Genomic DNA, 14198 nt, shown 5'->3' with positions numbered 1-14198 from the left:
CCGCGCTGCTCGACGTGCAGCCGATCAGCGACATCTCGGGCATCGTGGATGCCGACACCTTCGTGCGCCCGATCTATGCGGGCAACGCGCTGGCGACGGTGCAGTCCTCGGACGCGAAGAAGGTGATTACCGTCCGCGCCGCCTCCTTCGATCCGGCGGCTCCCGAGGGCGGCTCCGCCGATGTCGAGCCGGCGCAGCCCGCCGCCGACCCGGGCGTCTCCTCCTTCGTCGGCGCCGAGATCGTGAAGAGCGAGCGCCCCGAGCTGACCGCCGCCCGCGTGGTCGTCTCCGGCGGCCGTGCCATCGGCTCGGCGGAGAACTTCAAGATCCTGGACGGCATCGCGGACAAGCTCGGCGCCGCCGTCGGCGCCTCCCGTGCCGCGGTGGATGCTGGCTACGCGCCGAACGACCTGCAGGTCGGCCAGACCGGCAAGATCGTCGCGCCTGAGCTCTACATGGCCTTCGGCATCTCGGGCGCGATCCAGCATCTGGCCGGCATGAAGGACAGCAAGGTCATCGTCGCCGTGAACAAGGACGAGGAGGCGCCGATCTTCCAGGTGGCCGACTACGGCCTGGTCGGCGACATCTTCAAGGTGATCCCGGAGATCGAGGCGGAGCTCAACAAGTGAGTGAGGTCGTCCACGGTTACCGTCGTCCGAACCCGGCCCACCAGCCGCCGCTGAACTCCCCGGCCTATGGCAGCACCCATGCGCGCTACCCCAGCCAGCCCCTGCTGGAGTTGCCGCACACGCTGACGGAGACGAGCAGCCCGATTTTCACCCCGGCGCGCTTTCCCGAGATCACGGACCTGATCCTGCTGCAGGATGGCAAGGGCCACACCATGGGCGAGCGGATCATCGTGGCTGGCCGGCTGACCGATGAGGACGGCCGCCCCATCCGCCACGCCATGGTCGAGGTTTGGCAGGCCAATGCCGCCGGTCGCTACAACCACGAGGGCGACACGCATGACGCCCCGCTCTACCCCGACTTCCGGGGCTTTGGCCGGGTCTTCACGGATGAGGACGGCTGGTACCGGTACCTGACCATCCGCCCCGGCGCCTATCCCTGGCGCAACCACCAGAATGCTTGGCGCCCGAACCACATCCACTACAGCCTGTTCGGCCAGGGCTTCGCCCAGCGCCTGATCACCCAGATGTACTTCCCAGGCGATCCGCTGCTGCCGCTGGACCCGATCTTCAACACCGTCGCCGACGAGGCCGCGCGCAACCGCCTCATCGCGAAGTTCGACCTGGACATCACCCAGCCCGAATACGCGCTGGGCTACCGCTTCGACGTGGTCCTGCGCGGCCGCGAGGCGACCCCGATGGAGGACGGGCACCATGACTGAGGCCGCCGCCACGCGCGCCACGCCGGAGTTGGCCCCCTCCGAGGCCACGGTCTCCACCGCCCACCAGACCGCCGGCCCCTACTGGCACCTGATCGACTTCCCGGAATGGGCCGACACCACGCGCCACTTCGCGGACAACCTGCCGGAGGGCGGGGAGCGGATCACCCTGACCGGCACGCTGCGGGACGGCACGGGCGCGCCCGTGACGGACGCCATGGTCGAGATCTGGCACGCCGATCCCCCGGGCCGTTACCCCGACCAAAAGGGCGACCCCACCGCCTTCCAGGGCTATGGCCGGGCCCGGACCGACAAGGAGGGGCGGTTCCGCTTCGTCACCCTCAAGCCCGGCCCCGTGCCGGTCGGCCCCCATGCAGGCGGCAATGCGATGCAGGCGCCGCATGTGGCCCTGGCTGTCTTCGCGCGCGGGCTGCTCCAGCACGTCTCGACCCGGCTCTACTTCGAGGGTGAGGCGCTGAACGCGACCGACCCCGTGCTGAAGGCGGTGCCCGAGGCGAGGCGCGGCACGATGATCGCGAAGCCGGCGGGCAACGGTACCTGGAAACTCGACCTCCGCCTCCAGGGCGAAGGCGAGACCGTCTGGATGGCTATCTAGGATGAGCGCCGCCATGGACCCTGTCGTCGTTGCGGTCGCCATCACCGGGTCGGTCCCGCGCAAGAAGGACAACCCGGCCGTGCCGGTCACGCCGGAGGAGCAGGTGGAATCCACCCACGAAGCCTTTGAGGCCGGCGCCACCCTTATCCACATCCACGTCCGCAACCCCGACGAATCCTCCTCCTCCGACCCCGCCCTTTTCGCCCGCGTGCAGGAGGGCGTGCGCAGGCACTGCCCGGGGATGATCGTCCAGTTCTCCACCGGCGGCCGGGGCCGGGACCCCTCCGCCCGCGGCTCCTCCCTCCCGCTGCGCCCGGACATGGCCTCCCTCTCCACGGGATCGGTGAACTTCCCCACCATCGTCTACGAGAACCCCGCCGCCCTGGTGGAGGACCTCGCCACCGGCATGCGCGACAACGGCGTGCTACCTGAGATCGAGATCTTCGACCTCTCCCACCTCCACGGCGCCAAGCGCCTGCTGGAAGCCGGGCTGATGAACCCCCGCCCGCACGTGCAGTTCGTCATGGGCGTGAAGAACGCCATGCCCGCCGAGGAGCACCTGCTGGACCTCATGCTGGGCGAGCTCCGCCGCGTGCTGCCCGAGGCCACCTGGACCGCGGCCGGCATCGGCGCCAACCAGGCGCGCGTGATGGAGTGGGCGCTGGCCCGCGGGGCGCAGGGCGTGCGCACGGGGCTGGAGGACAACATCCGCATCTCGCGCGAACGCCTGGCTGCCTCCAACGCCGAACTGGTGCGCTTGGCGGTGGAGGCCGCCGCCCGCCATGGCCGCCGGCCCGCGACGCCCACCGAGGCGCGGTCGATGCTCGGTCTGGGCCGCGATCAATGATCCCTCGCAGTTCAGGAAGTCATCCAGCGTCGGAGCCAGTCTCGGCCTGACCCCACGGCGTTACGCCTCGGGCGAGGTGGACCGGAGCGGGCGCGTCTCGAAGTGCGGGGACAAGGGTACCCGCACCCACCTCTACGAGGCAGCCAACGTGATCCTCACCCGCGTCCGCCTCCCCTCGACCTTGCAGACCTGGGGCCTCGATGTCGTCAGGCATTCAGGATCCTAGAAGGCCAAGGCCGGAGGGGCCCGCAAGCTCGCCGTCATCCCCCACCGCCTGTGGCGCGATGCGAGCAAGTTCCGCTAGGTAGGGACAGCTCCCGCCACCAACGCCTGACCCCGTCATCCCGGCCGCTATCGGCCGAACGAGTTCGTCCCCGCCGGGACGAGGGCGAGGGTTGAGGCCGATCCCTGGCATGCCAGCCCGCTCCTATGGGCAATGGCGAACACCGCATTGGTCCACCCAGATCCATCCAAGGCCAAGGTGTGGCGGCCCAGGCCGACCAGGAAGAGAACCATGAGCCCGGCGGTGCCGATCATCGATCCGCTTGACGGACTCAGTTGGAGAACCCGGGATGCGAAGCGCCCGTCCCAGGCAGCTCCAGCGGTCCCTTGACTGCTATAGGAGCTTCAATGCCCCTCTCTACTCTTTTGACGACCAGCTCTCGTGCCACGTCCGCGCGGTAAGGAGCGCTGACAACAGCGAAGGATCCCGCCACAATGGACTTTCGGCAGCTCCGCTACCTGTTAGCCGTGGCAGAGGAGCTAAGCTTCACCCGTGCGGCGTTCCGTGTCGGAATCGCACAGCCGCCACTCAGCGCACAAATCCGTGCCCTGGAAGGCGAGCTGGGTACATCGCTGTTCCTACGCGATAAACGTAGCGTGTCGCTGACGCCGGCGGGCGAGGCCATGGTCCGGCATGCGCGGCACATCCTGCAACAGGCATCGCGCGCGACGGAGGAGGTGCATGCCATCCGGGACGGACGCCAGGGCGTCATCCGCATCGGTGCGGTATACGCCACCATCTACGGCCTCATCCCCCACGCGCTGCGCCGCCTTGCCCGCACCCATCCAGGCATCACGGTGCGGGTGGAGGAGATGACCGTCGCCCAGCAGGTCCAGGCACTCAAGGCGGAGGACATCGATCTCGGCGTGCTCCGCGGCACGGCGACGGAGCCCGAGCTTGAGATGCACGCCATCCAGGAGGAGCCGTTCGTCGTGGCGCTCCCGGCGGACAACCCGCTGTCGCGTGAAACGGCCCTCAAGCCCGAGGCTCTGCTCGGGCAGCCGTTCATCGTCGTCACCCAGCGCCCCGGTTCCGATTATGCCACGCGCATCGCCGATGTCTTCTTGCGCACGGGCCGCGCCCCGCAGATCGTACAGGAGGTCAAGGACATGCACACCCTGATCGGGCTGGTCGCCGCCGGCATCGGCACAGCCATCGTGCCGGCCTCCGTCGCCGCCCTGCAGCCATCCCACGTCGCGTTCCGTCCGCTCCGCGGGGTGGCAGCCCGGATGGTCACCAGCATCGCCTGGCGTCGCGGTAACGCATCACCGCTCCTGCCCGTCCTCGTCGAGGCGCTCCGCGAGGAGGCATGCCTCGACAGGGCCGGCCCGGACCCTGACTAGGCGGCGGCCTGCTGATGGGCGGCCGGCCCGCAGCCCCGCACCACGGAGACGATCCGCGCCGCCTCCGCGGCATCCGGCGCCCGATCGGACCGCCAGGCCACGTGCCCGTCGGGCCGCACCAGCACGAAGCGGCGGGCGTACAATTCCGCGGCATCCTTATGATCAATGCGATGGACCGTCAGCGGCAAGCCTGTGTCCGCTGCAGCCCCGACCAGAGCCGGCGCCTCACCCTCGCCGAAGATCAGCAGCACGAAGTCGCGCCCGAAGAGGTCCAGCGTGGACTGCCCTTCCGACAGCCAGACATGCGGGGCGCGGGAGCCGGGCCGGGAGGTCTGGGTATAGGTGCTGACCTCATCCGGCGGCGGCGGCGTGCCGTCCGGCACGATGACCGGCGATCCCTCGTAGACGAAGCCGAGGTGGATGCCGGGCGTGTACCACTCCCGCTTCATCATCTCCGTGTAGCGGTCGCCGAACTCCTTGCGGGCGCGGTCGCCTTCCGGCCCCGGTTCGAAGACGGCGGGGGAGGGCTTCGCGTCCCGCGGCGCAAGCATGCGCTTGAGGTTCCCGGTCGCCTCGTTGACGTTGCGGATGGCCACCGGCCGCCGTTCCACCTCATAGGAGCGCAGGAGTTCCGGCCCGCCCCAGCCCTTCAGCACCGCCTCCAGCTTCCAGCCGAGATCGACCGAATCCTGAATGCCCATGTTCATCCCGAACCCGCCGGTGGGCGAGGTGAGGTGCGCCGCATCGCCCGCGACGAAGACGCGGCCCTTGCCGTACTGGTCGGCCACGAGCTGCCGGCGGACCCAGGGCATGATGGAGAGGATCTCGAAGTCGAACTTCCGCCCCACCGCCTTGACGATGGCGGCCCGCATCTCCGCCTCGCCCGGCTGGCGCCGCGTGTCGTCCCCGACGAGGGAGAAGCGCCACTGGTCGCGGCCGTTGATGGCCACCATCGTCGCCCAGGTTCCCTCGGGGCCGATGAAGATGAAGCGGTAGCCCGGCTTCTTGTCGTGCAGGGCCTCCAGGTTCTCGCAGCGGAAGATGCAGTTCGTCGTGTAGGTGAGGACGGGCGAGCCCTGCATTGGGATGCCCAGCGTTTCCCGGACCGTGCTGGCCCCGCCGTCGCAGCCGACGAGGTACGCGGCCTCGACAGTCTCCTCGGCCCCGCTGCAAATATCCTTGAGCCGGGCGGTAACGCGGGTGCCATCATCCTCGAAGCCCAGCAGCTCCGTCTCGCGCCGGATCGTCACCGTGGGAAAGCTGCTCGCGAAGCGGGAGAGGACGGGATCGAAGAAGTTTTGCGGGCAGCGCTCGCCACGGGAATAGGTGCTCTGCGGCAGCCTCGGCTCGTCCGTCAGGGGCGCAAAGATCTCCCGCCCGAACTCGTAGCCGTTGAGGGAGGAGACCCAGGCGCAGTCCTGCGGGTAGGAACGATTATAGCCGGCCTCGTGAACCCAGGGCACAATGCCCCAGCGGCGGCAGAACTCCATCGTCCGGACACCGACGAAGTCCATCTTCGGCTGGACGACGCGTCCGTCCCCTTTCTCGATCAGCGTGCATCGGATGCCACGCCAGCCCAGCTCCCCCGCCAGGGCCAGCCCCACCGGGCCGCCTCCCACCACGAGCACCTGCTGCATCCCGTTCATCACCGTTCCCTCCTGTCCTGGACTGCTCATTGCGGCTCGATCCGGGCCGCATGGATGATCTCGCCGACGGAGGCGGTCTCGTCCCGGATCTCGCGCGCCAGAGCGGGGCCGTCGCTCGCCACTAGGTCCAGGCCGCGGTTGGTCACCTGCGCCTGGGTGAAGGCCGGCGTGTTGAGGACCTCGCGCACGTCCTTCCCGATCCGCTGCACCACCTCGTCCGGCGTGCCGGCCGGGGCGAAGAGGCCGTACCAGATGGAGGCACGGATGTAGGGATAGCCCTGCTCGCCCGTCGAGCCCTTGTCTGGGTCGTAGGGCAGCGTGCGGAAGAGGAAGCGGTTGGTGGTGAAGGTCTGGTTCACCGTGCCCAGCAACGTGTAGCCATCGGGCGCGGAGCGCGCCGCGGCCTCGGCGCCGATGATGCCGGAGGCGCCGGCCCGGTTCTCCACCACCACAGGCTGTCCCCAGCGCGACGACAGCTCCGCCCCGACGGCGCGCACCAGGATGTCGATGCCCCCGCCCGGTGGGAAGGGGATGATGACCCGGACCGGGCGCGCGGGCCAGGACTGTGCCCACGCGGTCCGCGCCGCGAGCGCCAGCACCGGTGCGGCGAGAAGCGCTCTTCTGCGCATGTCGTTTCCTTCCCCTAGAAGATGCGAGGTGCGGCCTCGGCCGCGGCGACCACGTTCAGCGTCATGCGGCCCACGCGCTCGATCTCGATCGTCACCTGGTCCCCGGGCACCACCGGCCCCACGCCCTGCGGCGTGCCGGAGGCGATTACGTCGCCCGGGCGCAGCGTCATCACGGAGGAGATCAGCTCGATCAGCTCGGCGACGCCGACCGTCATCTCGCTCGTGTTCGCCTCCTGCCGCAGCTCGCCGTTCACCCAGAGGCGGTTGGAGAGGGATTGCGGGTCGGGCACCTCGTCCGCGGTGACGATCCAGGGGCCGAGCGGGGTGAAGCTGTCGAAGGACTTGCGCGTGCAGCGCTCCTCCGCCGGCCGGCCGGGCTCGATGCGCATGCTCAGGTCGATCAGGCATGCGTAGCCGAACACGTAATCAAGGGCTTGGTCGCGCCTGACGTTGCGGCAGGTGCGGCCGATGATGACGCCCAGTTCCGTCTCGTGGTCGAAGCGCCGGCCGGAGTTCACCGGCAGCACGATGGGTTCATCCGCGCCGGAAAGGGAAGAGGTGGCCTTCAGGAAGAAGCCCACGTCGCGGGCGGAGTTCCCCTTCGCGGTGACGCCGCGGTCCCCCAGCTCGCCCACGTGCTTGGTGTAGTTGGCGGGCGCCGCCACGATGTTGCCGGTGAAGGGGATGGGCGAGCGCAGCGTCACCGAGCCGCGCGGGATGGCCGGGGCGCCCTGGCGCGCCTCTGAGAGGCGGGGTGCCGTTGCGGCCCAGTCGGAGATGACGTGCTGCATGAACACGGGCGGCCACGCGGCCCCATGATTGGGGACGGCGTCCGTCACGTCGTAGAGGCTGTCCCCCTCTACGATCGCCAACCGGTTATCGTCAAAAACGGCAAGTTTCATGCGATTGCTCCTTGACCAGCCGTCTCACGAAGGAAGCCGAGCCGCGCCATGGCGGGCTCGTCGGTGACGCGCAGCAGGACGGCGCCATCGCCCGACCTGTGCGACTGGGGCCTCCAGGCCGGCACCACGAAGACGTCGCCGCGGCGCCAGGGGATGGTCTCCCCGTCCACGCTGCTCTCGCCCTCCCCCTGGACCACGGCGAAGACATTGTTGGCGGTCGTGCGGTGGGGGGCGGTGGCGATGCCGGGCGAGAGGCGCATCATGGCCAGCCCAATTGTCTCCATGGCCGGATCGCCGAGGGCCACGGCCGTGCCCCAGGGGCCCTCCGGCGTCGGCGCGGCGGCATCCAGACGAAGCTGCGTCTCGGCCCAGGGGAACCACATGGGCGAGGTCTCGGCGGTCGCGCGCACCGGCTCGTACACCTCCGGGTGGTGCTCCAGGAACATGGGCTCCAGCAGCTGCACCAGCGGTGCGTCCAGCACGTCGATCCAGTAGGCAGGGGCGGTGCCGTCGTTGCCGTGGCCGTGCCAGCGCCAGTTCGGCGTCAGCAGCACATCGCCCGGCAGCATGGGCAGGCGCTCTCCGTCCACCACCGTGTAGGTGCCGGGCTCCGCGTCCACGATCAGGCGCAGCGCGTTCGGCGTGTGGCGGTGCGAGCGCGCCTGCTCGCCCGGCAGGATCATCTGGTAGGCGGCCACCAGCGTGCGCGCGGTGGCGTAGGTGTTGCCCTCGACGGGGTTGGCGAGGATGAGGTTGCGCCGTTCCGCGAGCTTCGTGTCCACCAGATGCCCGGCCGCGTCGAGCGCCGCCTTGGCGCATGCGTAGTCCCAGTGCGCTGGCCGGAAGGTCTCCTTCGGCGAGGGCCAGATCGACGGTGTCGGCTTGGCCCAGCCCGGCCCGACGGAAAGCGGCTCCAGCAGCCCGTAGAGTTCCGGCAAGCTCGCGGCGGCCGCCAGCCGCTCCGGCGACGGCGGCGCGGCCGCTGCGCCGGTTCCACCCTGTTCGATGAGCATTGGATCCATCCTCCACGCGCCTCCTTGAGGCGTCGTTCTTCCAGCCCGCCCCGGCGGGCCTGTTTCAGGGGCGGAGGTAAACCCGCCCCTCCATCAGCCGGCGCGCGGTGCGATAGACCACGGCCTCCCGTGCCATCGGTCCCGTTGCCCCCTGCTCCACCACGGCGGCGACCGCGAGGGTTCCGGAGGCGTGCTCGACGACGAAGTCGCCCTCCTCCGCCGCAGCCGGGCGCAGGGCCCGCTGCACCACGCTGCCGGGCAGGCGCGCGGCGATGGCCAGGCACATGGCACCTGTCAGCGGCGTGGCCCTGTGCGGCTGGCCGGAGGAGATCATCCGCGTGGCAACAGCCGCGACCTTCCCGCGCGGGGCGGCGACGAGGGAGACGAGCGGCAGGTTCTTCAGGCTCCGCCGCGCCTCCTCCTCGCTCGCCAGGCCCATGGCCACGGCGGCCCGCACACGGATCGCCTCGAAAAGCGGCCGGCCGGACCAGGCGTCCAGCTCGCCCGGGGTCTCGTCCCCGCGCAGTCCGATGGAGGCGGCATGAATGAACACGACGGGATTGGCCGCATCCACGAGCGAGACCCCGACCGTGCCGAGGCCTTCGATATCCAGCTGGTCCACCACGCTCCCGGTGGGCAGCAGCCGCCCGGTCGCTGCGCCGCCGGGATCACGGAAGGCCAGGCGGATCGGCGCGCCCGCCCCGACGCCCTGAAGCTCCATCCCGCCCGCCTCCTCAGGCAGGCCGTCCCGCATCGCGAAGCGGCTCTCGATGATCTTGCCCGTATTGGTGTTATGGATGCGGACCACCGCCTCGCCGTCAGCGGGGGCGGGGACAAGCCCTTCCTCCACCGCGAAGGGCCCGACGGCGGAGGAGATGTTGCCGCAATTGCCGCGGTAACCGACCACGCACTCGCCGATCGCCACCTGCGCGAAGGTGTAGTCCAGATCGGCATCCGCCCGGCTCGGCGGGCCGATCACCGCGACCTTGGAAAGGGAGGAGATGCCGCCGCCCATGCCGTCCAGCTGGCGCCCGTTTGGATCCGGCGTGCCGAGCGCGGCGCAGAAGATGCGGTCCCACTCGATGGTGTCGCGGCCGGGGGTGCCGGCCGGCAGATCCCGCCGGTGGAAGAACAGGGCCCGGCTGGTGCCGCCGCGCATGAACACCGCCGGGTAGCTCGCACGCCCTGATGCCCGCACGGCCCTTTGGCCCCCCGCCTCCCGGCCGGCCAAGTCACGCGGCGCCTCCTGTCTCGGCATGCCCGTCTCCTCCGTGCCGGCCCTTTTCGTGGCGGCTTCAGCAATACCTTGCACCCAGTGCTTGGGGAAAAGCACTACGTCTCGTTCGTATGAAGAGGGCGGCGATTTCGTATTGGACAGGGGCGGCCCGCGCGGCTCACCTCCTCGGCAAAGCCGGGCCAATCCTGCGCGGCGATAAGGGAGGACCCGCATGGCCGAGGCCGTCATGACGGATGCAAAGGCCCGCGCGGAGCTGGCGTCAGAGCTCGCGGCGCACAACATCGCCGTGGCCCAGCCGGGCGACCCGCCGCTCTTCACCCGCACGCCCAGCAGCAGCATGGTTCCCTGGCACTGGCGCGCGGAGGAGCTGGCCGCCCTGCTTGAGAAGATCGGCGCCAGCCTGAAGCTGGAGGCCGGCGGGCAGCGTCGCACCCTGCGGCTAGCCAATCCCGGCCTGCCTTACGGCACTACCCCGACCTTCTGGGCCTCCATCCAGTACATCCTGCCCGGCGAGGTCGCGACCGCCCACCGCCACGCGGCCACGGCCCTGCGCTTCATCATGAAGGGGCGCGGCTCGGACACGGTGGTGGATGGCGAGCTCTACGAGATGAACGAGGGCGACCTCGTCCTCACCCCCAGCGGCACCTGGCACGATCACGAGAACAAGGGCGACAGGCCCATGGTCTGGCTGGACGTGCTGGACATCTCCCTTGTCCGGGCGCTGCACGCAGTCTCCTTCGAGGGGTCGGAGGCGCCGCGCCAACCTGTCTCCCGCGTGCAGGACCGCTCCTTCCGCGAGTTCGGCAGCGGCATCATGCGACCGCCGGGCGCCACCCATGCGGGGCGGGCCAGCCCGGTCCTCGCCTATGGCTGGGACCGTGCGCTGGCGGCGCTGGAGCAGGCGGCGGGGCTGGATCCCGACCCCTTCGACGACGTCATCCTCGAGTACCAGAACCCGCTGACGGGCGGCCCCGCCCTGCCGACGCTCGGCACCGCGCTGCAGATGCTGCGCCCCGGAGCGCGCACGCAGGCGCATCGGCACACCGGCAGCGTCGTCTACTACGCCGTGCGCGGCGCGGGACGGATGCGGGTGGAAGGGCAGGTCTTCGAATGGGGTGCGGGGGACTTCATCGCACTGCCGCCCTGGGCCCTGCATAGCCACGCGAATGACGGCGCAGAGCCCGCCATCCTCTTCCAGGTGAACGACATTCCCGTGCTGCAGGCCCTGGGACTGCACCGCACGGAGGAGGGCTGAGCGTGGCCATGCAGCCCCGCATCCTAGCGGAGGGCCTCGGCTTCATCGAGGGACCGGCGGTGCACCCGGACGGGCGCCTGGCAATCGCCTCCATCAGCGCGGGTCTGGTCCACATTCTCGATGCCTCCGGCCGCCTGCTGGATAGCCACGCGACGGGCGGCGGACCGAACGGGCTGGCCTGGTCCGGGGATGCGCTCTACGTCGCGCAGAACGGCGGTATCTTCGGCGCCTCGGGTGCCGCCCGGCCCGGCGTGCAGCGGACCCGCGACGGCCGCGTGGACCATGCATTCGACTTCCCGTTCGAGGCGCCCAATGACCTCGCCTTCGGTCCCGATGGCCGCCTCTGGGTCACGGACCCCCTCACCGACCGGGCGCTGCACGAGCCGGTCGAGGGCCGCGTCATTGCCTGCGACCCGGAGACCGGCCGATGCGAGGTGATGATCGAGGGCCGCCACTTCCCGAACGGCCTGGCTTTCGACGCCACCGGCGCACACCTCTACCTCGCCTGCACGCATGACCGCGCGATCGAGCGCTTCTCGGTCGGCGCAGGCCGCCCCTCCTCGGATGGCGTGCTCTGCACCACCGCGAAGGCCAGGCCGGACGGGCTGGCCCTCGATGCGGCCGGCAACCTCTGGGCCTGCACGCCTGGATCGAGCGGGGTGGAGGTGTTCGATGCCTCCGGAGCACCGCTGCGTCGCATCGAGCTCGGGGAGGGCACAATGACAACGAATCTTTGCTTCATGGGCACGGCCCTGATCGTCACCGCGGCGGGGCGCGGGCAGGTGTTGGCATTGGAGGTCGCCGTCACCGGACCGCCACTGTACCCCTTCCGTTAATGGAGGAGAGAGCAGCGCCTATCCGATCACCATTTTGCAAGCCACAACGAAAGAACCAAATAGGGAGGGAATGTGATGAGATTTCTCTTGGTTGTCATAATCCTCGTCCAGTGGACCATCGCGCCGGCTAAGGCTCAGGGTGACGAAGCGCTTATCTATCCGACACGTCCAGTTCGAGTAATCCTGCCCTATGCTCCCGGGGGCGCTGTAGACCTGCTCATGGGTTCTGTCTGGACTCGCGCCAGAGGGGCCCGGATTGGTGGGGCGAGGACCTGGTGGATAAGCTCCTGGCCGGGTGAGGGGCGGCTGGGAGCCTGACATGGGATGCGTGGGCTGCGGTTCAGCGCAGGCGACCGAGCGGCGAGGCCGTACGGCCCAGGGCTACCGGCGCTTTCGTTGCCGCGCCTGCGGCCGAGAGTTCAATGAGCGTAGCGCCGGGGTGCTGAACCGGACGCAGTACCCGAGCGACGTCATCGCGCTGGTGGTGCTCTGGCGGCTGCGCTATCGCCTCACCTTGCGGGACTTGGCAGAGATGTTCCTCCTCCGCGGCTTCGTGTTCAGCCATGAGGCGGTCCGCGACTGGGAGGCGAAGCTCGCACCGATACTGACCCGCGGCCTTCGGCAGCGCCGGCGCGGGAAGGGCGGTTCCGCCCGCCGCTCCTGGCACGTTGACGAAACCTAGCACTACCTTGGCATTTCCGGATCAGGTGGTGGCTGGAACCGGTTCCCGCAGTGTGGACATTGGACTGGTGCGACGAGATGCGCAAACAGGCGGGCCATGATGGCGCGACGCATGGCGGGTAAGCTGGGCTGCGGCGGCGGTCCGCAGGCGGAGAGGACCCGGCTCATTTTTCCCCCGCCCGCGCGCGGCTTTGAGGCGCAGGTGCTGCAGGTAGGTGAAGGCGATGCAGGTCATCAGCGCGTGTCGGTGCAAGCCGGTCCAGGAGCGGCCTTCGAAGTGGCCGAGGCCCAGCTCTTGCTTCAGCTGCTGGTGCGCCTGCTCGCAGACCCAGCGCGCCTTGACCGCCGCGGCGAGTGCACGCTTGGGCGTGTCTGGCGGCAGATTGCTGAGGTAGTATTTGCGCTCGCCGCTCGAGCGCCACTCGCCAATCAGCCAGACCTCATCACCGGGCAGGTGGCGTCCTGTCCGGGTAGTCGGCCCATCGGCCACGCGGACGCGAATGGCCGCGAAGCGCTCGGCGAGCGCGCCCTTGGTCCCCTGCCGCCATGTCACCCGGCGCCACTTCGCCACGGCCAGCACCGCCTCCACCGCCCGCGGCTCCTGGTTCGGCAGCGGCGTCTTGCGCGGCCGGCCCGTCCGCGCCCGTGGCCAGCGCAGCCGGACCGCGGTCGTGTAGACCATCTGGGTGCGTGGGATGCCCACCGCCCAGAGCAGTTGCCGTTCGTCCAGCCCATGGCGGAAGGCAGCGCTCGCACCGTAGCCGGCATCGGCCAGCACGGTGCCGAAGCGAACCCCGCTCGCCCGCAGCCGGTCCAGTTCGGCGAGCGCGATCGCCCCCTTGGCTCGGGCCACCACCTCGGCCTCTGGTACGCCGGCTGCCGCGCAACGCGCGGGATCGGCGGTCCACTCATCCGGCAGGAACAAGCGCAGGCCCACCGGGATGGGCACCTCGCCCCGGGCCAGGGTCAGCGACACCAGCACCTGACAATTCGCCCGCTTGCCCAGCGCGCCGCAGTATTGCCGCGCCACGCCGACCGACAACTCGCCCTTCTTTGGCAGGGCCGTGTCGTCGATCACCAGCACCGCCTCCGGCCCGCCCAGCAGCCGGTCCGCACGCTCGGCCAGTACCCGCCACAGCGGGCCGTCATCCCAGGCCGGGCTGGCAATGAAGTGGTGGAGCTGGTCATGCCCGGACAGGCCCAGCCGAGCCGCCATGGGCTGCAGGCTCTTGCGCTCGCCCGTGCCCATCAGCCCGCGCAGGTACAGCGGCGCCCAGGTCCGGCGCCTCTTGTGCCCGAGCGCGTCAAGAAAGGGCGCCAGCCAGCGATCCAGATCGCTCCCGGCGCCGCAGGATCCGGCCATCGCCACCTCCCGCCAAGCCGATCAGATCAGCCGCTAGATAGGTGCTTCAGGACCAGCTCAGCAATGCCAAGGTAGTGCTTCCGTAATGGGCCTTCGGGCGTCAAGCCCCTCGAGTGAGTACCACGTCGCCGGTGTCATGCTTCCGTCCGTGGTCGGCACGAGGCCGCCACATCATGCGGTCAGAAAGGAGCCAGCGGGCCAA

The 14198-nt window shown here is 69.8% G+C and carries 15 protein-coding genes; 9 read left to right on the top strand and 6 right to left on the bottom strand.

Annotation, left to right across the window (positions count from 1 at the left end; translation table 11 throughout):
- The 6 genes from ACO1BU_RS32915 to ACO1BU_RS32890 form a co-directional block, all read left to right on the top strand.
- On the top strand, window positions 1-629 hold a 629-nt coding region (locus ACO1BU_RS32915; protein WP_424140161.1), incomplete at its 5' end, for an FAD-binding protein.
- Entirely contained in the window at window positions 626-1348 is a 723-nt protein-coding gene (gene pcaH, locus ACO1BU_RS32910) for a protocatechuate 3,4-dioxygenase subunit beta (protein ID WP_424140160.1), read from the top strand. The genes ACO1BU_RS32915 and pcaH, both read left to right, overlap by 4 nt.
- Complete coding sequence (gene pcaG / locus ACO1BU_RS32905) at window positions 1341-1961, top strand: protocatechuate 3,4-dioxygenase subunit alpha (RefSeq protein ID WP_424140159.1); 621 nt, start codon at window positions 1341-1343, stop codon at window positions 1959-1961. The genes pcaH and pcaG overlap by 8 nt, the downstream gene beginning before the upstream one ends.
- A gap of 13 nt (window positions 1962-1974) precedes the next feature.
- Entirely contained in the window at window positions 1975-2808 is an 834-nt protein-coding gene (locus ACO1BU_RS32900; RefSeq protein ID WP_424140158.1) for a 3-oxoadipate:acetyl-CoA acetyltransferase, read from the top strand.
- Window positions 2744-3034 carry a transposase gene (locus ACO1BU_RS32895; protein WP_424140157.1) on the top strand — a complete coding sequence of 97 codons (291 nt, stop codon included), beginning with the start codon at window positions 2744-2746 and terminating at the stop codon, window positions 3032-3034. Before ACO1BU_RS32900 ends, ACO1BU_RS32895 begins: the two co-directional genes overlap by 65 nt.
- A gap of 491 nt (window positions 3035-3525) precedes the next feature.
- On the top strand, window positions 3526-4434 hold the full coding sequence (locus ACO1BU_RS32890; RefSeq protein ID WP_424140156.1) for a LysR substrate-binding domain-containing protein: 909 nt from the start codon (window positions 3526-3528) through the stop codon (window positions 4432-4434).
- On the opposite strand, the gene ACO1BU_RS32885 is transcribed toward ACO1BU_RS32890, so the two are convergent.
- The 5 genes from ACO1BU_RS32885 to ACO1BU_RS32865 form a co-directional block, all read right to left on the bottom strand.
- Window positions 4431-6080: an FAD-dependent oxidoreductase gene (locus ACO1BU_RS32885; RefSeq protein WP_424140155.1), complete on the bottom strand. Its 1650-nt coding sequence runs from the start codon at window positions 6078-6080 to the stop codon at window positions 4431-4433. The two genes, ACO1BU_RS32890 and ACO1BU_RS32885, sit on opposite strands and share 4 nt — an antisense overlap.
- Window positions 6081-6106: 26 nt before the next feature.
- Window positions 6107-6709 (bottom strand): Bug family tripartite tricarboxylate transporter substrate binding protein, encoded by a 603-nt coding sequence (locus tag ACO1BU_RS32880; RefSeq protein WP_424140154.1) that lies wholly within the window; start codon window positions 6707-6709, stop codon window positions 6107-6109.
- 14 nt (window positions 6710-6723) lie between these two features.
- Window positions 6724-7611, bottom strand: a complete 888-nt coding sequence (locus ACO1BU_RS32875; protein WP_424140153.1) for a fumarylacetoacetate hydrolase family protein — start codon at window positions 7609-7611, stop codon at window positions 6724-6726.
- Window positions 7608-8624 (bottom strand): cupin domain-containing protein, encoded by a 1017-nt coding sequence (locus tag ACO1BU_RS32870; protein WP_424140152.1) that lies wholly within the window; start codon window positions 8622-8624, stop codon window positions 7608-7610. Before ACO1BU_RS32870 ends, ACO1BU_RS32875 begins: the two co-directional genes overlap by 4 nt.
- Before the next feature lie 64 nt (window positions 8625-8688).
- Entirely contained in the window at window positions 8689-9882 is a 1194-nt protein-coding gene (locus ACO1BU_RS32865) for a 2-methylaconitate cis-trans isomerase PrpF family protein (RefSeq protein WP_424140151.1), read from the bottom strand.
- Between the two features lie 190 nt (window positions 9883-10072).
- Here ACO1BU_RS32865 and ACO1BU_RS32860 point away from each other — a divergent pair, with 190 nt between their 5' ends.
- The 3 genes from ACO1BU_RS32860 to ACO1BU_RS32850 all read left to right on the top strand — a co-directional run bounded on the left by ACO1BU_RS32860 (window position 10073) and on the right by ACO1BU_RS32850 (window position 12634).
- Complete coding sequence (locus ACO1BU_RS32860) at window positions 10073-11116, top strand: cupin domain-containing protein (protein ID WP_424140150.1); 1044 nt, start codon at window positions 10073-10075, stop codon at window positions 11114-11116.
- 8 nt (window positions 11117-11124) lie between these two features.
- The gene (locus tag ACO1BU_RS32855; RefSeq protein WP_424140162.1) at window positions 11125-11952 is read left to right on the top strand and encodes an SMP-30/gluconolactonase/LRE family protein; all 828 of its coding nucleotides are present in this window, start codon (window positions 11125-11127) and stop codon (window positions 11950-11952) included.
- A gap of 319 nt (window positions 11953-12271) precedes the next feature.
- The gene (locus ACO1BU_RS32850) at window positions 12272-12634 is read left to right on the top strand and encodes a hypothetical protein (protein ID WP_424140149.1); all 363 of its coding nucleotides are present in this window, start codon (window positions 12272-12274) and stop codon (window positions 12632-12634) included.
- A gap of 21 nt (window positions 12635-12655) precedes the next feature.
- Here the strand turns inward: ACO1BU_RS32850 and ACO1BU_RS32845 are convergent, their stop codons facing one another.
- The gene (locus ACO1BU_RS32845) at window positions 12656-13996 is read right to left on the bottom strand and encodes an IS701 family transposase (RefSeq protein WP_424140148.1); all 1341 of its coding nucleotides are present in this window, start codon (window positions 13994-13996) and stop codon (window positions 12656-12658) included.
- Window positions 13997-14198 lie beyond the last annotated feature (202 nt).

This window comes from Roseomonas chloroacetimidivorans, assembly GCF_049629625.1.
In the GTDB taxonomy this organism is placed as follows: Bacteria; Pseudomonadota; Alphaproteobacteria; order Acetobacterales; family Acetobacteraceae; genus Roseomonas; species Roseomonas chloroacetimidivorans.
The sequence above is the reverse complement of the archived record's forward strand: the minus strand, read 5'-3'. Positions and strand labels throughout refer to the sequence as shown.

What these genes read in the sequence shown, in the direction of transcription:
- ACO1BU_RS32860 (WP_424140150.1), top strand. Translation starts at nt 10,073, where the DNA reads ATGGCCGAGGCCGTCATGACGGATGCAAAGGCCCGCGCGGAGCTGGCG.
- ACO1BU_RS32890 (WP_424140156.1), top strand. Translation starts at nt 3,526, where the DNA reads ATGGACTTTCGGCAGCTCCGCTACCTGTTAGCCGTGGCAGAGGAGCTA.
- ACO1BU_RS32895 (WP_424140157.1), top strand. Translation starts at nt 2,744, where the DNA reads ATGGCCGCCGGCCCGCGACGCCCACCGAGGCGCGGTCGATGCTCGGTC.
- ACO1BU_RS32850 (WP_424140149.1), top strand. Translation starts at nt 12,272, where the DNA reads ATGGGATGCGTGGGCTGCGGTTCAGCGCAGGCGACCGAGCGGCGAGGC.
- ACO1BU_RS32855 (WP_424140162.1), top strand. Translation starts at nt 11,125, where the DNA reads ATGCAGCCCCGCATCCTAGCGGAGGGCCTCGGCTTCATCGAGGGACCG.
- ACO1BU_RS32875 (WP_424140153.1), bottom strand. Translation starts at nt 7,611, where the DNA reads ATGAAACTTGCCGTTTTTGACGATAACCGGTTGGCGATCGTAGAGGGG.
- ACO1BU_RS32880 (WP_424140154.1), bottom strand. Translation starts at nt 6,709, where the DNA reads ATGCGCAGAAGAGCGCTTCTCGCCGCACCGGTGCTGGCGCTCGCGGCG.
- ACO1BU_RS32870 (WP_424140152.1), bottom strand. Translation starts at nt 8,624, where the DNA reads ATGCTCATCGAACAGGGTGGAACCGGCGCAGCGGCCGCGCCGCCGTCG.
- ACO1BU_RS32845 (WP_424140148.1), bottom strand. Translation starts at nt 13,996, where the DNA reads ATGGCCGGATCCTGCGGCGCCGGGAGCGATCTGGATCGCTGGCTGGCG.
- ACO1BU_RS32865 (WP_424140151.1), bottom strand. Translation starts at nt 9,882, where the DNA reads ATGCCGAGACAGGAGGCGCCGCGTGACTTGGCCGGCCGGGAGGCGGGG.
- pcaG (WP_424140159.1), top strand. Translation starts at nt 1,341, where the DNA reads ATGACTGAGGCCGCCGCCACGCGCGCCACGCCGGAGTTGGCCCCCTCC.
- ACO1BU_RS32885 (WP_424140155.1), bottom strand. Translation starts at nt 6,080, where the DNA reads ATGAACGGGATGCAGCAGGTGCTCGTGGTGGGAGGCGGCCCGGTGGGG.
- ACO1BU_RS32900 (WP_424140158.1), top strand. Translation starts at nt 1,975, where the DNA reads ATGGACCCTGTCGTCGTTGCGGTCGCCATCACCGGGTCGGTCCCGCGC.